This window comes from Ruegeria sp. CH2 (genome assembly GCF_056537065.1).
The window spans coordinates 74,950-95,273 of sequence record NZ_JBQFQV010000012.1 but is presented as its reverse complement, the minus strand read 5'-3'; the positions used below and the strand labels follow the sequence as shown (position 1 = coordinate 95,273).

The 20,324-nt window shown below is 57.7% G+C and carries 15 protein-coding genes; 9 read left to right on the top strand and 6 right to left on the bottom strand.

Features of this window, described 5'->3' with window-relative positions:
- Positions 1–100: 100 nt before the first annotated feature.
- Positions 101–1,906: an autotransporter assembly complex protein TamA gene (locus tag ACR0M9_RS15680; protein ID WP_480774053.1), complete on the top strand. Its 1,806-nt coding sequence runs from the start codon at positions 101–103 to the stop codon at positions 1,904–1,906.
- A 38-nt stretch (positions 1,907–1,944) separates the two neighbouring features.
- Positions 1,945–5,991: a translocation/assembly module TamB domain-containing protein gene (locus ACR0M9_RS15675; RefSeq protein ID WP_480774052.1), complete on the top strand. Its 4,047-nt coding sequence runs from the start codon at positions 1,945–1,947 to the stop codon at positions 5,989–5,991.
- 22 nt (positions 5,992–6,013) lie between these two features.
- Here the strand turns inward: ACR0M9_RS15675 and ACR0M9_RS15670 are convergent, their stop codons facing one another.
- From ACR0M9_RS15670 to ychF, 6 genes are all read right to left on the bottom strand, one after another.
- Complete coding sequence (locus ACR0M9_RS15670; RefSeq protein WP_480774051.1) at positions 6,014–6,535, bottom strand: thioesterase family protein; 522 nt, start codon at positions 6,533–6,535, stop codon at positions 6,014–6,016.
- 10 nt (positions 6,536–6,545) lie between these two features.
- Complete coding sequence (locus ACR0M9_RS15665) at positions 6,546–7,334, bottom strand: cyclase family protein (RefSeq protein ID WP_480484001.1); 789 nt, start codon at positions 7,332–7,334, stop codon at positions 6,546–6,548.
- 111 nt (positions 7,335–7,445) lie between these two features.
- Entirely contained in the window at positions 7,446–10,229 is a 2,784-nt protein-coding gene (gene fdhF, locus ACR0M9_RS15660; RefSeq protein WP_480774050.1) for a formate dehydrogenase subunit alpha, read from the bottom strand.
- A gap of 14 nt (positions 10,230–10,243) precedes the next feature.
- A complete protein-coding gene (locus tag ACR0M9_RS15655; protein ID WP_480774049.1) occupies positions 10,244–11,947 on the bottom strand; it encodes an NAD(P)H-dependent oxidoreductase subunit E in 1,704 nt (567 codons plus the stop codon).
- Positions 11,948–12,032: 85 nt separating this feature from the next.
- Complete coding sequence (locus tag ACR0M9_RS15650) at positions 12,033–12,914, bottom strand: LysR family transcriptional regulator (RefSeq protein WP_267365476.1); 882 nt, start codon at positions 12,912–12,914, stop codon at positions 12,033–12,035.
- Positions 12,915–12,979: 65 nt separating this feature from the next.
- The gene (gene ychF, locus ACR0M9_RS15645; protein WP_480774048.1) at positions 12,980–14,077 is read right to left on the bottom strand and encodes a redox-regulated ATPase YchF; all 1,098 of its coding nucleotides are present in this window, start codon (positions 14,075–14,077) and stop codon (positions 12,980–12,982) included.
- 200 nt (positions 14,078–14,277) lie between these two features.
- Here ychF and ACR0M9_RS15640 point away from each other — a divergent pair, with 200 nt between their 5' ends.
- The 7 genes from ACR0M9_RS15640 to ACR0M9_RS15610 all read left to right on the top strand — a co-directional run bounded on the left by ACR0M9_RS15640 (position 14,278) and on the right by ACR0M9_RS15610 (position 20,320).
- On the top strand, positions 14,278–14,766 hold the full coding sequence (locus ACR0M9_RS15640) for an acyloxyacyl hydrolase (RefSeq protein WP_480484006.1): 489 nt from the start codon (positions 14,278–14,280) through the stop codon (positions 14,764–14,766).
- Between the two features lie 101 nt (positions 14,767–14,867).
- Positions 14,868–15,659: a tryptophan synthase subunit alpha gene (trpA, locus tag ACR0M9_RS15635; protein WP_480538607.1), complete on the top strand. Its 792-nt coding sequence runs from the start codon at positions 14,868–14,870 to the stop codon at positions 15,657–15,659.
- 145 nt (positions 15,660–15,804) lie between these two features.
- A complete protein-coding gene (locus tag ACR0M9_RS15630) occupies positions 15,805–16,971 on the top strand; it encodes an alpha-hydroxy acid oxidase (protein WP_480484008.1) in 1,167 nt (388 codons plus the stop codon).
- A gap of 247 nt (positions 16,972–17,218) precedes the next feature.
- Complete coding sequence (locus ACR0M9_RS15625; RefSeq protein ID WP_267366092.1) at positions 17,219–17,866, top strand: 50S ribosomal protein L25/general stress protein Ctc; 648 nt, start codon at positions 17,219–17,221, stop codon at positions 17,864–17,866.
- A 142-nt stretch (positions 17,867–18,008) separates the two neighbouring features.
- Positions 18,009–18,689, top strand: coding sequence for an aminoacyl-tRNA hydrolase (gene pth / locus ACR0M9_RS15620; protein WP_480507078.1), 681 nt, complete (start codon positions 18,009–18,011; stop codon positions 18,687–18,689).
- Positions 18,690–18,772: 83 nt separating this feature from the next.
- Positions 18,773–19,936, top strand: coding sequence for a serine hydrolase domain-containing protein (locus ACR0M9_RS15615; protein ID WP_480774047.1), 1,164 nt, complete (start codon positions 18,773–18,775; stop codon positions 19,934–19,936).
- A 9-nt stretch (positions 19,937–19,945) separates the two neighbouring features.
- Positions 19,946–20,320, top strand: a complete 375-nt coding sequence (locus tag ACR0M9_RS15610) for a DUF2237 family protein (RefSeq protein WP_209505410.1) — start codon at positions 19,946–19,948, stop codon at positions 20,318–20,320.
- The last annotated feature ends 4 nt before the right edge of the window (positions 20,321–20,324 follow it).

Here is a 20,324-nt window from a genome sequence, read left to right as displayed (position 1 = left end):
ATCTCTTTTCCCAATAGCATTCAGATGTTCTAACCTGACACTATAAGACCGTCCGTGACACGGTCGCTGAGATTTGGAACTGGGACAGTTGGGGCAATTCATGCAAGGGCGCACGCCGCAAGGCCGTTTGAAGTTCTGGCTGAGTGCCATTGTCATGGCAATGACCCCGACCGCTCTGATGGCGCTGGAAACATCTCTGACGGCGCCGGGCGCTTCGAAGGAACTGGTTGAACGCCTGAAAAAGACATCATCGGTTACAACAGCGAAAGAGCGGGGCTTGGATACGCCACTTGAAATCCTGTCTGCCGCTTTGTCGGATTACCGCACGCTTGTGCAGATCTTGTATGACGAAGGGTATTTCAGCCCGGTTGTCAGTATCAAGCTTGACGGGCAGGAAGCCGCTGAGTTGAGCTCTTTGACAGTGCCAGCACAGATCAACAGGGCCGCAATTACCGTTGAAACCGGACCAAGCTTCAAATTCGGCACGGCCATTGTTCAGCCGCTGGCGTCTGGCACCGTGCTGCCCGAAGGTTTCGCCCCCGGCAAACTAGCAACAACAGGGGTCATTCAAAAAGCAGGCTCGGACGGTGTGCAGGGTTGGCGGAATGCAGGCCACGCAAAAGCCAAAATTGAGGATCAGACCATTATCGCCCGTCACGCACAGGCCCGTCTGGATGCGCAGATTGATCTGGACCCGGGGCGCAGGCTGACGTTTGGCAGAATGTTCATTAAGGGCGAGACGGATGTGCGCCACCGGTCCATCGAAAAAATCGCCGGTTTCCCAAGCGGAGAAGTTTACTCACCAGAAAAAATCCAGAAGGTTGGAACACGTTTACGCCGCACCGGCACGTTCAACGTCGTGTCATTGCAGGAACATGAGACAGCAAACCCCGACGGCACACTGGATTTCGACGCCACATTCGAAGACTTGCCAAAGCGTCAGCTGACCTTTGGGCTCGAGCTGGCCTCGCGCGACGGCCTCGACGTGACCGCGACCTGGACACATCGAAACATGTTCAAACGCGCGGAACGCCTGCGGTTCGAGGCCGCGATACGAAATATCGGTGGTTCCGAAGATCTTGATGGGCGGATCGGATTGCGCCTGGATCAGCCCGATCGTCTGGGTCCGGACGACAATACTTTCTGGAACGCGTTGCTGGAGCGCCGCAACACCGAAAACTACAATGTCTCGGTTGCGTCTGTGGCATATGGTGCGCGCCGCACATTCTCGGACACGCTCTATGCCGAAGCCTCGGCTGGGTTACAGTGGTCAGATGCTGACGACGCCTATGGAAGTGGCCGCAAGTTCAGATACTTTATCCTGCCCTTCCGCTCGGAATGGGATGAGCGAGACAGCAAAGTTAGTGCCACACGCGGTTTCTATTTGGATTCTCAGATAATGCCGTTTGTCGGTTTTTCTGGCACAGACACTGGCATTCGCATGTTCTTCGACGGTCGGGCCTATACCAGCCTTGGCACGGGTGGAAGGATAGTGCTGGCGGGGCGGGCGCAAATTGGATCAATCATTGGTCCACCAGCAGATGGTGTCACACCCGACTTTCTGTTTTTTTCCGGTGGTGCGGGAACCGTGCGCGGGCAACCCTATGAAAGCCTTGGCATCCCTGTCGGGACCGGTGTCGCAGGCGGCAAGTCCTTTCTTGGACTTTCCGGCGAGATCCGGGGCAAGGTGACAGATTCTCTGTCGCTGGTTGGGTTTTACGACTACGGTGTCGTCGATACCTCTTCCTTTATTGGAAGTGGCGCGGAAGATCATGCAGGTGCCGGTATCGGCGTAAGATATGATTTGGGCGGCTTCGGACCCCTGCGGTTTGACCTGGCCTTCCCGGTAAGCGGCCCCACCGGAGACGGTTTGCAATTCTATATCGGGATCGGGCAAGCGTTTTGAGACGGCACCTTTCATACCCTCTGCTGATTGGCACGCTGATGCTTGTGCCAGTGGCCGGCCCCGCGCAGGAGGACGAAGGCGGCAGCATGATCGAGCGGTTCCTACAGGACACGCTGTCGGGCGACGATCAGAATGTCACCGTCAAAGGCCTGCAAGGCGCGCTGAGTTCACGCGCCACCATTGCCGAGATCACGGTGGCCGATGATGAAGGGGTCTGGCTGACCATTCGGGGAGCGGAACTGGATTGGAACCGGTTGGCGCTGATCCGCGGGCGGTTTTCGGTCAACGCGCTGACCGCACAGGAAATCGACGTGGCCCGTGCGCCGGGCACCACGACCAAGGACACGCCGTCCCCTTCTGCCGAGACCCAGGCTTTTCAACTGCCTGAACTGCCTGTGGCCATCGAAATCGGCGAAATCCGTTTTGGCGAGCTGGCATTGGGCAAACCTTTGATCGGCGTTGCGGCGGAACTGGCCGTCAATGGCAACCTGTCGCTGGCCGACGGCACGCTGGACACCAAACTGGACATCACCCGACTGGATCGGGCCGGTGATGAAATCTCTTTGGCTGCGGGTTTTAGGAACACTGACAGCCAGATCGATCTTGACCTTCAGGTCACCGAAGCTGCGGGGGGTCTGATCTCGACCGCGCTAAAAATGCCGGACAGCCCTCCGATCGGATTGTCCGCGAAAGGGTCCGGGCCGGTGACGGATTTTACGGCCGATATTGGCCTGAGCAGTGATGGGCAGCCACGAGTGACCGGACAGGTTCGGTTGCGTTCGGCCCCAACAGCCGCGGCTAGCGCGGAGGAGGGCATCGCCTTTACCGCAGATCTGGGCGGTGACCTAACGCCCTTTGTCGCTGAGAATATGGATACGTTCTTCGGCCCCAAAACGCAGTTGATCGTGGAAGGACGGACCCTGCCTGAAGGCGCGTTGGATATCAGTGATCTGGAACTCAGTTCTCAGGCACTGAACCTGAAAGGGGCGTTGCAACTGGCGCCGGGCGGTCGGCTGCAACTGGCGGCCCTGCAAGGACGCATTACGCCACCAGAGGGGCAAAGCGTCGTCCTTCCGTTATCAGGTGGCGACACATCGATCGAAGCTGCGCAGGTCTCTGCGTTGTTTGATGAGAAAAACGGCAATCTCTGGGATCTAAGTCTGACCGCTAACGCCGTAAGATCCGACACCCTGAACCTGCAACGCGCGCAGATTACGGCGCAAGGGACCTTGGAACAGGGTGACGTTTTGCGGATCGACGGTGATTTGCAGGCTGCTTTGGACGGTATCGACCTGACTGACGATGCCCTGAACACCGCCGTTGGCGACCGCATTACGCTGGACGGTATGTTCCAATATGGCAGGGATCAGACCCTGAACCTGTCAGGGGTCGAGATGGTCGGCTCGGACTATGAACTGGGCGTTGATGCCGAGATCAGCGGCTTGTCCAGTGGTTTGGCCGTCAATGGTGCTGCGACGTTGCAGGCGACCGATCTGTCGCGGTTTTCGGGTCTGGCGCAGCTGGAACTGGGCGGTCAGGCCTCTGCCCGGCTCACCGGCCAGGGTTCGCCGCTTGAAGGCAGTTTCGATGGCAAGCTTGAGGTCGAAGGGCGCGATCTTTCCACAGGGCGCGACGACATTGACCCGGTGATAAGGGGCAACACAACAATCACGCTGGACGCCAAACGCGGAGCGGATGGCGTAACGATCCGGGATTTTACGCTGATCGGCGACGCTCTGCGCGCGCAGGCGGATGGCGCGGTTACCACCCCTGACGGCAACGTGACGATTGATGGGCAAGCAACAGTCAACGCGCAGGACCTTTCCGTGTTCTCGGGCCTCGCCAAACGTGAGCTTGGCGGTGCGGTACAGGCGAAACTGGACGGCAAAGGCACTGTTCAGACGCTCGAATTCGATGGCACAGCCAGCATGATGAGCCGGGATGTCAAAACGGGCCTACCCGAGATTGACCCGCTGCTGGTCGGCCGGACCGAGATCACGTTCGACGGCGCGCTGAGCCAGAAGCAGATTGAAATCCGCGACGCGGTGATCAAAGGTTCAGCCCTTGTGGCAAGCGCCGCAGCAACAATTGACGATCCGACGGATGCTTTGGCTGTGGACGGGCAGGTCAGTCTGAACATCCCGGACCTGTCACCCTTTTCAACTCTTGCCGGGCGAGATCTTGCAGGTTCGATTATCACGGATGTCGCAGGCAAAGGTACGGTTGGCAGCAAGGCCTTTGACGTAAAAGGCAACCTGGCTGCTGATGACATCAAATCCGGCATCAATGCGGTTGACAACCTGATCCAGGGGCGAACGAACCTGACGGTGGATGCGGTGAATGACGAGGCCGGTCTGAATATTCGCACATTCCAGCTGATCGGCACCGCCCTTTCTGCGGATGCATCCGGCAAACTGGACCGCGATGCTGGCGGACTGACCTTTACCGCTGCGCTGGATGATTTGGGGCGGCTGTCGAAAACACTCTCCGGGCCTCTGAAGCTTGACGGCAACGTCGCTCCGACACAATCCGGGCTGGAAGGGTCAGCTCATCTGCTGGGGCCAGAGAGTTCCTATGCCAAAGTGGCCGGTACGGTGGACACAAATGGATCCGCCGATCTGGACTTTGATGCCAAGTTCAACCGCATCGAAAGGTTTGTGCCAGAGTTTCCCGGCACCCTTACCGCTGCGGGCAATGCAAAGCGGGACAGTGGCGTTTGGACCATCGACGCCAAGGCGCAAGGTCCCGCAGACATCGTCAGCACGGTTGCAGGCACCTTTGATGAAACCAGCAGCAATGCAGATATTTCAGCGAAGGGTGGCGTAAACCTGGGGATAGCAAACGTCTTCATCACGCCTAACAAGATTGAAGGGTCCGCACGTTTTGATCTGGCCCTCAAAGGCCCGGCTGATCTGGCGTCCCTAAGCGGGTCGATTACCACCTCGGGAACATCCCTAGCACTTCCCGGCGCGGGTCAGACCATCACCGGGATCAACGGACAGGTGGATCTGGCGCAAAGCCGTGCAACCATCAAACTGAACGGCGGTGTGCGGGCCGGTGGTGGCTTTACCGTAAATGGACCTGTCGATCTGACGCCCCCGTTCAACGCGCAGATCACGACAACAATCGACAACCTCGTCCTGACCGATCGGCTTTTGTATGAGACGACTTTGAATGGCCAGATTGCCATGACCGGCGCCTTAGCCGGGAACAGTTCGCTGGCCGGGCAGATCACCTTTGGTGAGACCAATATCAACCTCGCTGCGGCTTCGGGGGCTGTAGGTGCCGCACCGATACCTGAGATACAGCATGTCAACGAAAGCGGAGCCAGTTTCATCACGCGTGAGCGTGCAGGTCTGGTAGCCACCGAAGACAAGGGGCAACGCACGTCCAGAATAGCACTGGACGTCAACTTGCTGGCACCCAAAGCTGTGTTCGTACGGGGGCGCGGTGTAAATGCCGAATTGGGCGGCCGGATCTCCATTGGTGGTACGACGACCTCGGTGGTCCCGTCAGGTCAGATTGAATTGATCCGCGGTAATTTCGATATTCTGGGCCGCAGGCTGGCCCTGACCAAAGGCATCGTGACCCTACAAGGTGACTTGACGCCTTATATCGAGTTTGAATCCTCTGCCAGCACCTCGGACGGCACCGCGACCATCGAAATCGCAGGGCCACTGGATTCACCCGAGGTTAACGTGTTTTCCGATCCCGAGCGTCCGGCTGAAGAGGCGCTGGCGATGCTGCTCTTTGGGAACAGGTTCTCGGAAATCTCACCGTTCCTGATTGCGCAGATGGCCGCATCGCTGGCGCAGCTCAGCGGTGCTGGCGGGGATGCGACCAAGGGATTACGCGACTCTACCGGTGTTGATACGATTGATGTTGGTGCGTCAGAGGGTGGCGCGGGCCGACTGGGTGCCGGGGCCTATCTGGGTGAAAACCTCTACACCGACTTTACCGTCAATACCGAAGGCAATACCGAGGTGAACCTGAACCTTGATGTAACCGACAATTTCTCGGTCAAGGGCACGGTTGACGGTCGTGGCGAAACGGGCATCGGAGTGTTCTTTTCAAAGGACTATTAGGATCGCGTCCGACCCCAGCAAACTATTTCCGGCGAATTCCTATCGGTTGGCCGATCTGCGAAGCCGGTTCCAGAGACTTGTGATCCTCCACCATTTGCGCAAGACGCGCCGCTGCCCAATCCGGATAGGGCGCGGATCGCCCGGTACTATGGCTGACATTCATGAAAAGCGCCTCTTGCGTCGCACAAATCTCGTCAGTTTCTGCCAAAAGCATCTGGGCGAAGTAATGTCCTCTCTTGCTGTCAGCATCCAGCATACGGAACCTGAAATAAAATGACGAACCATCTTTGACCTCTTGCACGAAATGCAGATGAGACTGCAGGATGTAAGGCCCCTGCCCCAACGCCTTGACCTGCACCTCGCCCAACCCGAGATGGTCAACCATCAGCTTTTCCAACGCCATGTCAAAGGCGACACCGTAAAACCCGACATTCACATGGCCGTTATAGTCGATCCATTCGGGCCGTACTTCAAAGCCGCGAATTTCCACAGGCGCGGCATACGGGCCATCATGCCCGCCAGGAGGTGTCGAAGTCAGCTGCATTTGGCCCCCTTTACTGTGCGCCTTCATCGTCAAATATAGCCACGGCCCGGACAAATCCCGCAGAGGCCCCTTTTATCTTGAAGGGGAAACAGGAAATCTCGAACCCGGTGGGCGGCAGGTCTTCCAGATTGGTCAGCTTTTCCAAGTGGCAATACCCGATATCCATCGACGCGCGGTGGCCTTCCCAGATAATTGATGGATCTCGGGTCTCTGCGTATTCCTGAGCGGTGAGCGGAAACGGTGCATCCCAGCTCCAGGCGTCGGTGCCGGTGACACGCACGCCACGTTCAGTCAGATAAAGCGTCGCCTCGCGCCCCATTCCACATCCTTTGACCAGATAGTCCGGCGCGCCATAACGTGTCCCTGCCGCAGTGTTGACCACGACGATATCCAGCGGGCAAAGCTCGTGGCCGATGCGCTTCAATTCGGCTTCGACATCTGCCGCGGTAACGACATACCCGTCCTCGAAGTGTCGAAAGTCCAGCTTGACGCCAGGGTTCATGCACCATTCCAACGGCACTTCGTCGATGGTTATCGCCCGTTCACCTTTGTTCATCGTGGAATGATGGTGATACGGCGCATCCAGATGCGTGCCGTTGTGGGTCGCGATCTGCAACCGTTCGATGGCCCACCCTTCACCGTTCGGCAGGTCTTGCCGTTCCAGACCCGGAAAGAAAGATATGACCTGTTCTGCCGTCTGATCATGGGTCAGATATTCGATTTGCGGCAACATGATTGGCGGGTCAGACACGATCCCGGTTTCCAACGGAACGGACAGATCGACGAAACGACGGGCCATTAGCAACTCCTCCACCATATTCCCGGACAGGGTTGGTTGAGCGCAAGCGCCTGTCAAGAAAAGAAAAAGGCGACCCGTCTGGCCGCCTTCTTTGCTTGATATGTATTGGGTTTACTCAGCCGCAACTGCGCCTTCGATCTTCTCGACGCGAATGGCCGAGAATTTGAACTCGGGGATTTTGCCATAAGGGTCGATGGCTGAGTTTGTCAGGATGTTCGCCGCCGCCTCAACATAGGCAAACGGGATGAACACCATATCCTCGGCAATCGCCCGGTCCGCGCGGACCATGATCTCAATCGAACCACGGCGTGTGGTCAGGCGGATCATGTCGCCCGGCTCGATGCCCATCAGCTTGAGCGTACGTGGATTCATCGAACAGTTTGCCTCGGGCTCCACCGCGTCAAGAACGTTGGACCGGCGGGTCATTGAGCCAGTGTGCCAATGTTCCAGCTGACGGCCAGTGGTGGCGATCATCGGGTATTCCTCGTCCGGGGCCTCATCCGGCGGAATGACGCTGGCGGGGGTGAACTTCGCCTTACCGCCCGAGCGGGGGAAACCATCCCCGAACACGATGGCCTGACCCGGGTCGGTTTCGCTGAGCGACGGGTAGGTAATCGTCTCGGTCTCCAGACGCTCCCACGTGATGTTGTCAAGCGATGCCATGGTCAGTTTCATCTCGGCAAAGACCTGAGAGACATCGGTGTAATCCCAGTTCAGCCCGATGCGCTGTGCCAGCTCGACCGTGATCTTCCAATCTTCGCGCGCTTCTCCCGGGGGGGTAACGGCAGGCCGTACACGCTGTACCTGACGGTTGGTGTTCGACACCGTACCGTTCTTTTCATAGAGCGCCGAGGCAGGCAGGATGATATCGGCATAGTTCGCCGTCTCGGTCAGGAAGATGTCCTGCACGATCATCAGATCCAGCTTGGCCAGCGCCGCGCGGGCGTGGTTCACATCCGGGTCGGACATGGCCGGGTTTTCACCCTGAATATACATGCCCTTGATATTGCCCGCATAGGCCTGATCGATGATTTCTGTCACCGTCAGACCCTTCTCGTTCGAGAAGTCATCCGAATGCCAGACATCATTGAATCTGGCGCGAACGCCGTCGTCAGTCACCGACTGATAGTCCGGCAGGAACATCGGGATCAGGCCCGCATCCGATGCGCCCTGCACGTTGTTTTGCCCCCGCAGTGGGTGCAGCCCAGCGCCGGGTTTACCGACATTGCCCGTCATCAGAGCCAGCGAAATCAGGCAGCGCGAGTTGTCGGTGCCGTGGATGTGCTGGCTGACGCCCATGCCCCAGAAGATCAGGCCAGCTTTAGCCTGCGCAAAGGTACGCGCGACACGGCGCAGCTGATCCGGTTCAATACCACAGATCGGTGCCATCGCTTCGGGCGTGAAGGCGCGCAGGTGTTCTTTCTCGGCCTCCCAGTTCTCAGTCCAGCGGTGGATGTACTGGCTGTCATACAACTCTTCCTCAACGATCACGTTCATGATCGCGTTGAGCATCGAGACATCGGCCCCCGGACGGAACTGCAGCATTTCATCCGCGAACTTACGCATGCCAACGCCGCGGGGGTCCATCACGATCAGTTTGCCGCCACGCTTGGCGAACTGCTTGAAATAGGTCGCCGCGACAGGGTGGTTCTCGATCGGGTTCGAACCGATGATGATCGCCACATCGGCGTTTTCGATCTCGTTAAAGGTCGCCGTCACCGCGCCCGAACCCACATTCTCGATCAGCGCCGCAACGGATGAAGCGTGGCACAGACGGGTGCAGTGATCGACGTTGTTGTGCTTGAAGCCCTGACGGATGAACTTCTGGAACAGATACGCCTCTTCGTTGGTGCACTTGGCCGAACCGAAGCCCGCAACCGAACGTGGGTCTTCGGCGCGCAGGGTCATCAGCTTGGTCGCGGCCAAGTCCATCGCCTCTTCCCAGGTCGTCTCGCGGAAATGGGTCGACAGGTTGCCCGGATCAACGTTCAGCCCCTTGGCGGGCGCATCCTCGCGCCGGATCAAAGGTTTGGTCAGGCGGTGCGGGTGGTGGATGTAGTCAAAGCCAAAGCGACCTTTGACGCACAAACGACCTTCGTTTGCGGGGCCGTTGATGCCCTCGACATACTTCACCTTGCCGTCCTTGACCTTCAGCGACACTTTGCAGCCCACACCGCAGAACGGGCAGACGCTTTCGGTTTCGCTATCATAATCCTTGCTGTCCCCCTGCTGCTGATCGTCCAGCACGGTGGCAGGCATCAGCGCACCGGTGGGGCAGGCCTGAACACATTCACCGCAAGCAACACAGGAGGAGGTACCCATCGGGTCATTCTGGTCGAACACCACCTGCGCGGTATGACCGCGACCAGCCATGCCAATCACGTCATTCACCTGCACTTCGCGGCAGGCCCGAACACAAAGGTTGCAGTTGATACACGCATCCAGATTGACACGCATCGCCACATGGCTGTCATCCAAAAGCGGGATATTCTCGGCCTCTTTCGCAGGAAAACGGCTGTCGCTGACATCGTTCAGCTTGGCCATATCCCAGAAATGGCTGGATACGTCATGCGGCTGCTCGGGCTGATCGGCCACCAGTAGTTCCATCACCATGGCGCGCGATTTTTCGGCGCGGTCGGTGTCGGTCTTGACCACCATCCCATCGGCCGCCGGGCGGATGCACGAGGCGACCAGGGTGCGCTCGCCCTCCACCTCGACCATGCAGGCGCGACAGTTGCCATCGGGGCGGTATCCCGGTGCAGGCTTGTGGCATAGATGCGGGATCACCAGGCCCCGGCCATTGGCCGCTTCCCAGATCGTGGTGCCCGCGGGCACGGTGACGTCATCGCCGTTCAGGTTGAAGGTGACGGTCTTGGTTGGGCTTGCGTCAAGCATGGCTCTGTCTCCCTTCAGATTTCGTCAGCGAAATGTTTCATGACCAGGCGGATCGGATTCGGGGCCGCCTGCCCCAGACCGCAGATCGAGGCATCGCCCATGACCTGACACAGATCTTCCAACAGATCGGTATCCCACTTGTCGGCCTGCATCAGCTTTACCGCCTTTTCGCAACCTGCCCGGCAAGGTGTGCACTGGCCACAGCTTTCATCCTCGAAGAACCGCAGCATGTTAATCGCTGCATCGCGGGCGGTGTCCTGATCGGACAGAACCACAACGGCGGCCGACCCGATGAAAGTGCCAAGCGGCTGAAGCGTGTCGAAGTCGAGCGGGACGTCGTCAATGCTTGAGGGGAGAAGACCAGACGACGGCCCGCCTGGTTGATACGCCTTGAACACATGGCCATCAGCCATGCCGCCGGCGGCATCAATCACATCAAGAATGGTCGAACCTGCGGGCAGCAGGTAAACGCCTGGCTTCGCCACACGCCCCGAGACCGAATAGCTGCGCAGGCCCTTGCGGCCGTTCTTTTCAACAGAGTTCAGAATCTGCGGCCCTTCGCGGCAGATTTTTGAGACCCAATACAGCGTCTCGACATTGTGCACCAAGGTCGGACGGTTAAAGACCCCAACCTGTGCCACGAACGGAGGACGGTGGCGTGGCAGGCCCTTCTTGCCCTCGATCGATTCGATCATCGCGGATTCTTCACCGCAGATATAAGCGCCAGCACCCCGGCGCAGGTCGATGTAACCCTTTGCGACGATACCGGCATCTTCCAATGCCGCAATCTCACGACGCAGAATACCCAGCACTGCCGGGTATTCGTCGCGCATGTAGATGAAGCAGGTCTCGGCCTCGACTGCCCACGCGGCGATCAGCATACCTTCGAGGAAGACATGCGGCGTGCGCTCCAGATAATAGCGGTCTTTGAATGTGCCGGGCTCACCCTCGTCGCCGTTTACCGCCAGATAGCGCGGACCTTCGTTCATACGAACAAAGCCCCATTTCTTACCTGACGGGAAGCCAGCGCCGCCCAGACCACGCAGGCCCGAGGACAGGACGTCTTCTTGCACCTGTTCCCAATCACCGCCGTCGCGCAGATCTTTCAGCTTGACGTAGCCGCCGTTTGCCTCATAGGCCGTGAAGGTCTCATAGTCGGGCAGATGCGCATGGGTGTCCCCTGCTGCAATCGCCGACTGCACCTTTTCGGGGGTCGCATGATCAATGTGGTTGTGGCCAATCTCCAATACCGGAGCGGTATCGCAACGCCCCATGCAGGGCGCGCGAACGACGCGAACTTCGGCGGGGTCCAAACCGTCTTCCAACGCCTTCTGTAACTGCTGGGCACCAGCCATTTCGCAAGAGAGGGAATCACAAACCCGTATGGTCAAAGCGGGAGGAGGCGTCTCACCTTCTTTCACCACATCGAAATGGGCATAGAAAGTCGCGGTTTCGTAGATCTCGGCCTGACCGATCCGCATCTCGACAGCCAATGCCGCGATATGGTCGGCGCTGATATGACCGTGTTCGTCCTGAATCAAATGCAGGAATTCGATCAACAGATCGCGGCGGCGCGGACGATCGCCCAGCAGGCGTGTGATTTCAGCCTGCGCCTCATCCGTGAACTGACGGCCTTTGGGTGTGTGCCGCCCCTTGCCTTTACCTGACTTCCAGACGCCCTTGGGTGTGCCTGATGGCTTGGTATCTAATGGTGCCATGATGCCCTCCGATTGAGGTTCCGTCTCTCATCAGGCAAACATATCGTCAAATCGCTTTTGGCAATCGCACGATAACGACACCTTATCACCGCAAAGAGGTCACCACATCCCGCAAAGCCTTGACCGTCGGCAACTCGGGGTCCCGGCTGAGGGTCGCCAGACAAATCGGTTTGCTGACAACAGGTTCGATCAGCGGCAACACTTTCGTTCCCTTCAAATCGCCCAGCGCGCGCACCAGAACCCGAGGGACAACCGTCGCCGCCAGCCCCTCACGCACCATGACCATCGAAGCCGTGAAACCGCTGGTTTCGGCCACGATGTCAGGGTGCAGCCCCTGTTCGGCAAACACCCGGTCCAGAATACGCCGGTTCTGCATCTGCGGCTCTAAAAGGCTGAGCGGAAATTCTGCGACCTGCGCCCACGGGATCGGGCCGCTCTGGTCCGTCAGATGCGTGGGCACCAACAACACATAGGTTTCCTCGTAAAGGGGCTGAACCTGCCGGAAATCGGTGCCGATACTGTCACCATAAGTCACCCCGGCATCAAGGCTGCCTTCGTCCAGCCGATGCTGAATTGCAGTGGCTGACATGGTTTCAATGCGTGTGACGATACGGGGATGCGCGTCACGCAGCCTTTTGACCAACCGTCCCGTGAAAGCGATTGCGGTCGGTATCACGCCGAGGATCAGTGTGCCCGTTATTTCGCCCTTGGCAGCGAGCACCTGCTGTTCCAGCGCCTTGGTGTCGTCCAGAATACGCCGCGCCCGCTGGACGATCATCTCGCCCTCTTCGGTCAGGCCCTGAAACCGGTTGGCGCGGCGGACGATGGAGACACCCAAACGATCCTCAAGATTGCGGATGCGCATAGAAAACGCAGGCTGTGAAATCCCGCACTCCTCGGCCGCCTTGGCGAAATGCCGATGCCGCGCCAAAGCGCTGAGCAGTTGCAGGTCGCGGATTTCGATCAAGGAAAGCTCCAATGCTGCGGATAAGGCAGGATACCCCGCTCACCCGACAGGAACAGCCCAATTGATCAGGTATTAAACAAAAAGTGCATCACATCGCCGTCCTTGACGATATAGCCCTTACCCTCTGCCCGCATCTTACCCGCCTCTTTCGCGCCCTGTTCGCCATTGGCGGCGACATAGTCGTCATAGGCGATGGTCTCGGCGCGAACGAAACCCTTTTCGAAATCGCCATGGATCACACCTGCTGCTTGCGGTGCAGCGGTGCCGGTGCGGATGGTCCAGGCGCGGGCCTCTTTCGGGCCGACGGTGAAATAGGTTTCCAGCTTCAGCAGATCGTAACCTGCGCGGATCAGACGGTCGAGGCCGGGCTCTTCCAGACCCATCTCCTCAAGGAACATCTGGGCTTCGTCCTCATCCAGCAGGCTGATCTCTTCTTCGATCTTGGCGCTGATGATGACATGGGCATTGCCCTGCGCGGCGGCCATTTCGGCCACGCGGGCAGAGAATTCGTTGCCTTGTGCGGCGTCTTCCTCGGACACGTTGCAGACGTAGAGAACCGGTTTGGTTGTCAGCAGTTGCAACATCTTCCATGCCTTGGCGTCCTCGTCTCTGACTTCGACCAGACGTGCGGGCTTGCCGTTTTCCAGCATGGCCTGCGCCTCGGCCAACAGGCGATCTTGCTGTTGCGCCTCTTTGTCGTTGCCCTTCAGCTTGCGCACCAGATTGGCCCGGCGCTTTTCGATGCTTTCCAAATCGGCCAGCATCAGTTCGGTTTCGATCGTTTCAGCGTCCGCAACCGGATCAACACGCCCGTCGACATGTGTCACGTCACCGTCTTCGAAACAGCGCAGCACATGGGCAATCGCATCCGTTTCGCGAATATTCGCCAGAAACTGGTTGCCCAGCCCTTCGCCCTTTGACGCGCCTTTCACCAGACCCGCGATATCCACAAAAGTCATCCGCGTGGGGATGATCTGTTTTGAGGACGCAATCGCTGCCAGCCTGTCGAGGCGGGCGTCGGGAACCGCAACATCCCCGACATTGGGCTCAATGGTGCAGAACGGGAAGTTCGCGGCCTGCGCAGCAGCGGTTTTGGTCAGCGCATTGAACAGGGTCGACTTGCCGACATTCGGCAGACCCACGATTCCCATTTTAAAGCCCATCACGGCCTCCTGCATAGAATACGATCGCAGCTTCTATGCAGGTCCGCCTGAATGCGCAAGGGATTGCTGGCGGCACCTTTGCCGAGTCCATTTCGCCACATCACAAAATCGTTTGAAAATTGTGTTCTTGCCGAAATTGAAAAACAACTCCTACGATTACCAGTTAATAGCACACGATCACTTTTTGTTGGCGGACACTGATGAAACACCTTTTTCTTGCAACCGTTCTGGCGGCAACGGCCTGCGCGTCAGCCCAGGCCCAAACCGTTGTTTTTGGTGCCGGATACGCGGACTATTCTGAAGACACATCCGAAGATCAGGGTCTGATCTCGATCGAATACCACCACACGCCATTTCATCAGGCGACGCGGTTTCGCGCCGGTTGGGGTGCGGCCCTAACTGTAAATGAAGATGGTGACACGCATATCGGCGCGGGTTTGATCGGGCAGTATGCGCTGAGTGATCGCTGGTTTTTGGAAGGCAGTGTTATGCCCGGCTACTATAATGCCAGCAACGACCTGAATGATCTTGGGGGCGATTTCCAGATTCGCAGCCTTTTGGGACTTGGCTATAACCTGAACAATGGCAACAGCGTGTCTGTCGCGCTAACCCATAAATCCAACGCCAGTACCAATGACGAGAACCCGGGCGTGAATGCCCTGCTGGTACGCTATCATCTGGGCTTCTGATCCATATCATCTGGGCTTCTGATCCATTCCTGTCTGGGCGGGATTGATTTTCGGTCAAAGTTTCTGCACATCAGGTCGAAACCCGAGTGCAAGGACATCCGATGACCCGTATCGACGCCAAGTTCGCCGCCCTGAAAGCCGAAGGAAAAAAAGCCTTTGTCGCCTATGTCATGGCCGGAGATCCCGACTATGACACTTCGCTTGAAGTGGTCAAAGGCCTGCCTGGTGCTGGCGTGGATGTTATCGAGCTGGGCTTGCCCTTTACTGACCCGATGGCCGACGGCCCGACAATTCAGGCCGCGGGCCAACGTGCGCTTGAGCAGGGCATGACCTTGCAACGCACATTGGATCTGGCACGAACCTTTCGGGAAACGGACGATACAACCCCCATTGTCCTGATGGGGTATTACAACCCGATCTACAGCCGGGGTGTCGATGCGTTTCTGGCCGATGCAAAAGCAGCTGGTATTGACGGGTTGATCGTGGTGGACCTTCCCCCCGAGGAGGACGCAGAACTCTGCCTGCCCGCGCAAGCGGCGGGTCTGAATTTTATTCGCCTGGCGACCCCGACCACGGATGACAAACGCCTGCCACGTGTTCTGCAAAACACTTCGGGCTTTGTTTATTATGTCTCGATCACCGGGATCACTGGCGCAGCCGAGGCAGAAGCAACCGATGTTGGCCCCGAGGTTGCCCGCATCAAGGCCGCGACCGATCTGCCGGTAATCGTAGGGTTCGGGATCAACACGCCCGAAAAATCGCGCAATATTGCCTCGGTGTCGGACGGCGCGGTGGTCGGGTCAGCGATCGTCAGCCAGATCGGCGCAGGTAAACCTGTGACCGACGTGCTGACCTTTGTGAAATCTCTTTCGGATGGCGCGCACAGCGCCTGATTTCGCAGCCAACATGCGAGAATTGTGACCCGTCGCGGATACCGCGGCGGGTTTTTCGCGTCCCTTCACTGTGACGTCAAGACATTGCAGCCTTGGGAATGAATTGGTAAAGAAAACTAACCAATGAACGCGGAGCCCTGTTTTCATGCCTGTGATCACCAATATCGAAGACCTCAAACGCATATATGAACGCCGCGTGCCCCGTATGTTCTATGACTACGCCGAAAGCGGCAGCTGGACAGAACAGACTTTTCGCGAAAACACGACCGATTTTGAAAAAATACGCCTTCGCCAAAGGGTTGCGGTCGACATGTCCGGTCGGTCGACATCTTCGCAAATGATTGGCGAAGACGTTTCAATGCCTGTTGCGCTTGCCCCGGTCGGGTTGACGGGGATGCAACATGCAGACGGAGAGATGAAGGCCGCCAAAGCCGCCGAGGAATTTGGTGTGCCCTTTACGCTGTCCACCATGTCCATCAACTCTATCGAAGATGTGGCCGGATATACCAACAAACCATTCTGGTTCCAGCTTTATACGATGAAGGACACGGACTACATCAACCGCCTGATCCAGCGAGCAAAAGACGCCAAATGTTCCGCACTGGTAATCACGCTCGACCTGCAAATTCTGGGCCAACGGCACAAGGACCTGAAAAACGGTCTGTCGGCCCCGCCCAAACTGACCGCAAAAACCATCGCCAACCTGATGACCAAATGGGCCTGGGGCATTGAAATGCTGCGGGCCCAGCGGCGCGAGTTCGGCAATATCGTGGGGCATGTGCATGGTATTTCGGACGCGTCTTCATTGGGGGCCTGGACCGCAGAACAGTTTGACCCCAGCCTCGACTGGTCGAAGGTTGAAAAACTGATGGAGCAATGGGGCGGGAAAGTGATCCTTAAGGGCATCCTTGATGCGGATGACGCAAGGATGGCCGCCAAGCTGGGTGCCGATGCCATTGTCGTGTCAAACCATGGTGGGCGTCAGCTTGACGGCGCGCTAAGCTCGATTCGTGTCCTGCCCGAGATCATGGATGCGGTTGGGGGCGATATCGAGGTGCATTTGGACAGCGGTATCCGATCCGGACAAGACGTGCTCAAAGCCTTAGCGCTTGGGGCCAAAGGGACCTATGTTGGCCGCGCGTTTGTGTATGGTCTGGGTGCCATGGGTCAGAAAGGTGTCACCACGGCGCTTGAGCTGATCCAGAGGGAGCTTGATACGACAATGGCGCTTTGTGGTGAGAAAAATGTGGCTGCGTTGGGGCGTCACAATCTGCTGATACCTGAAAACTTCGGGGGTCGCTGGCAAGCGTAACCGGTCAATCAGGGGGCTCTGCCCCCGACGCCCGTTCCGGGCGCCTCCCCCGGGATATTTTTGGCCAGATGAAGCTGGGGATCCTTCAATCGTCCACCCGATAATACTCCAGGACAGGCGATAGAACCCAGCCGAACGGCACGGCAAGAAATACCTCTTTCCAAATCGGGTGAATCAAGCTAAGGACGCGGCTTCACGCGGGTATACAGCCTTGGAGGATGCCCGCCCTAACATTGGAGAATATATCATGGCTGGTGAGATTCCTGATCTCGTAGCTCTGGAACGGACGGGGACAGGCAAGGGCGCCGCTCGTCAAGCACGCCGCGACGGCATGGTTCCGGGCATCGTATTTGGTGGCGACAAAGAACCGTTGCCAATCCAGATCCCGTTCAACGTCTTGTTCAAGCGCCTGAAAGCGGGCCGGTTCAAGTCGACCTTGTGGAACCTGAAAGTTGAAGGCCACGATGACGTCCGCGTCATCTGCCGCGACGTTCAGCGTGATGTCGTCAAAGACCTGCCGACCCATCTGGACTTGATGCGCCTGCGCCGGACCACCAAGATCGCGTTGTTCATCCCCGTTGAGTTCATCAATGAAGGTGCGGCCCCTGGCATCAAAAAGGGTGGCGTTCTGACCGTTGTCCGCCCGGAAGTCGAACTGATGTGCACCGCCGGTGACATTCCTGAAAAGATCACCGTTGATCTGACCGGTCTGAACATCAATGACGTTGTGACCATTTCGTCGGTTGAACTGCCTGAGGGCACCAAACCAACCATCGACCGTGATTTTGTGATTGCCAACATCTCGGCGCCGACTGGTCTGTCCACCAGCGACGACGATGAAGATGGTGAAGTTGCAGCCGATGAAGTCGAAGTTGTCGGAAAAGAAGAAGAATAAGTCTGGAACAGTGTTTCCGACTTTGAAGCGGGGCTCGGGTGAGCCCCGTTTTTTTTGCGGGTCCAATAATCGGGCCTGACTGGATTTCCTGACGATTTCCGGGCATGAAATGGCTTTGGAGCTACAGAGGCAAAACGGAAACATGAAGCTGTTTGTTGGATTGGGAAACCCGGGCCAGAAATATGCCCGGAACCGGCACAATATCGGGTTCATGGCCCTGGACCGGATCGCAGAAAATCACGGGTTTGGTCCCTGGAAATCGAAGTTTCAGGCCGAGATTTCGGAAGGTCGGCTTGGCACCGAGAAAGTCCTGCTGTTGAAACCGCAAACCTACATGAACCGATCGGGTCAATCCGTGGGTGAGGCGATGCGGTTTTACAAGCTCGAATCCACCGACGTTGTTGTATTTCATGACGAATTGGACCTTGCCCCGGGCAAGTTGCGCGTCAAGGCAGGGGGCGGGCACGCCGGGCATAACGGTCTGCGCTCGATCCATGAGCATATCGGGGCGGCCTATGACCGTGTACGCCTTGGGATCGGACATCCGGGCCGCAAGGAAATGGTTTCGGGGTACGTGCTCAGTGATTTTGCGAAATCCGAAACCAGCTGGCTGGACGACGTTCTTCGGGGTGTTTCGGACGGGGCTGCTTATCTGGCTCAGGACGAGGGCGGCAAGTTCATGAATGCAGTTGCATTGCGCACTGCCCCGCCGCGATCATCAAAGACCGCCGCACCAAAAGCCGACGCAGCTTCAACAGCCGCACCCGACGCCGCGGGCGACGACCGGTCTGCCATGCAGAAGCTTTTGGACAAATTCAGGTAGCACCCCGGCCTCTTTCCGTTACGTAGAGGTTGCAGAATGCAACCTCCCGCGTTCCAATACCGGCCAACTAGGGAGGCAATGCGATGAAATCCATATTGAAGTGGGTGCTGCGCATCGTACTGGCGCTGGTTCTGGCCGCCACTGCCGTCGGGCTGTGGAAGCGCGAAGAGTTGCAGCGCCTATTGGCCGTAAACTCGTTATTTTCGGAAGAGAAGATCGTTCACAATTTCTCGCATATGGATGAGGCTTTTCTGACCGTAAACCTGCCGCGCGGAGACGCGCCAACCTGGGACCTGCCTTATGGCGAAGGATTCGACTTGCCGGAAGGAACCGACAGCTGGATCGATGAACGATCGGTCACGTCGTTGCTGGTCATGCAGAACGGCAAGATCAGATTCGAGGAATATTATCTTGGCACCGGGCCGGATGACCGGAGGATTTCCTGGTCGGTCGCCAAAAGCTATCTTTCGGCGCTTTTCGGTGTCCTGCTGCAAGAGGGCGCAATCGGGTCGTTGGATGACCCGGTCGTCAAATATGCGCCCAAACTGAAAGGCAGCGCGTATGAAACCGCGTCGATCCGCAACGTGCTGAACATGGCAAGCGGCGTGACGTTTGATGAAGATTATCTCGACCCAAATTCCGACATCAACCGGATGGGGCGTGTGGTTGCCCTGGGCGGTGAGCTGGACGATTTTGCAGCCTCGCTGCAAGACAGCTTTGCGACGCCGGGTGAAACCTGGCAATACGTGTCGATCGACACCCATGTTCTGGGCATGGTGATACGCGGTGCGACCAGGCGGAACGTGGCAGATCTTCTGACGGAAAAGATCCTTCAACCGTTGGGGCTGGAGCGGGACGGATACTACATCACTGATGGTGCAGGGGTCGCTTTTGTTTTGGGGGGCCTCAACTTTACTACGCGCGATTTCGCCCGGTTCGGACAAATGATCCTGCAGGACGGCATCGCGAATGGAAAACAACTGGTTCCTGCCGAATGGATTTTCGAAGCCACCCAACCCAGCGCACCGACCGCACAAGGAGAGATCGGGTACGGGTATCAATGGTGGATTCCCCGCGGCGCGCATGAAGGAGAGTTTCTGGCCCGTGGCGTCTATGGGCAATACATCTATTTCAACCAGCCCAGGGGCGTTCTGATTGTGTCCACTGGTGCAGACAGGCTATTCCGTGAACCCGGCGTGAATGATCTTAACATCGAAATGTTCCGCAAGATTGCGGAAAGTCTGTAAGATGCCATTATGCAGAAACAAGAAAGTATCAATGTACTGGGTGGCGTTCTGGCCCCGTGCTCTCGCGACCCTTTGACAGGGTTTTTCCGGGATGGCGCGTGCAATACCTGCCCCGAGGATCAGGGCAGTCATACCGTCTGCGCCGTGATGACGGCCGAGTTTCTGGCATTCTCAAAATATGTCGGCAATGATCTGAGCACGGCGCGGCCCGAATTCGACTTTCCCGGCCTTCGCCCAGGCGACAGTTGGTGTTTATGCGCCAGCCGGTTTTTGCAAGCTCATGACGAAGGATGTGCGCCACAGGTTCATCTGGAGGCGACACATCAACGCGCGCTTGAGATCGTACCGCTCGACATTTTGCTTCAAAATAAGGCAAAGACCTGAAGGC

Excerpts from the sequence above, each read along its gene's own strand:
- ACR0M9_RS15630 (WP_480484008.1), top strand. The coding sequence starts at position 15,805 with ATGCCTGTGATCACCAATATCGAAGACCTCAAACGCATATATGAACGC.
- ACR0M9_RS15675 (WP_480774052.1), top strand. The coding sequence starts at position 1,945 with ATGCTTGTGCCAGTGGCCGGCCCCGCGCAGGAGGACGAAGGCGGCAGC.
- pth (WP_480507078.1), top strand. The coding sequence starts at position 18,009 with ATGAAGCTGTTTGTTGGATTGGGAAACCCGGGCCAGAAATATGCCCGG.
- ACR0M9_RS15680 (WP_480774053.1), top strand. The coding sequence starts at position 101 with ATGCAAGGGCGCACGCCGCAAGGCCGTTTGAAGTTCTGGCTGAGTGCC.
- trpA (WP_480538607.1), top strand. The coding sequence starts at position 14,868 with ATGACCCGTATCGACGCCAAGTTCGCCGCCCTGAAAGCCGAAGGAAAA.
- ACR0M9_RS15640 (WP_480484006.1), top strand. The coding sequence starts at position 14,278 with ATGAAACACCTTTTTCTTGCAACCGTTCTGGCGGCAACGGCCTGCGCG.
- ACR0M9_RS15610 (WP_209505410.1), top strand. The coding sequence starts at position 19,946 with ATGCAGAAACAAGAAAGTATCAATGTACTGGGTGGCGTTCTGGCCCCG.
- ACR0M9_RS15670 (WP_480774051.1), bottom strand. The coding sequence starts at position 6,535 with ATGCAGCTGACTTCGACACCTCCTGGCGGGCATGATGGCCCGTATGCC.
- ACR0M9_RS15665 (WP_480484001.1), bottom strand. The coding sequence starts at position 7,334 with ATGGCCCGTCGTTTCGTCGATCTGTCCGTTCCGTTGGAAACCGGGATC.
- ACR0M9_RS15625 (WP_267366092.1), top strand. The coding sequence starts at position 17,219 with ATGGCTGGTGAGATTCCTGATCTCGTAGCTCTGGAACGGACGGGGACA.
- fdhF (WP_480774050.1), bottom strand. The coding sequence starts at position 10,229 with ATGCTTGACGCAAGCCCAACCAAGACCGTCACCTTCAACCTGAACGGC.
- ychF (WP_480774048.1), bottom strand. The coding sequence starts at position 14,077 with ATGGGCTTTAAAATGGGAATCGTGGGTCTGCCGAATGTCGGCAAGTCG.
- ACR0M9_RS15615 (WP_480774047.1), top strand. The coding sequence starts at position 18,773 with ATGAAATCCATATTGAAGTGGGTGCTGCGCATCGTACTGGCGCTGGTT.
- ACR0M9_RS15655 (WP_480774049.1), bottom strand. The coding sequence starts at position 11,947 with ATGGCACCATTAGATACCAAGCCATCAGGCACACCCAAGGGCGTCTGG.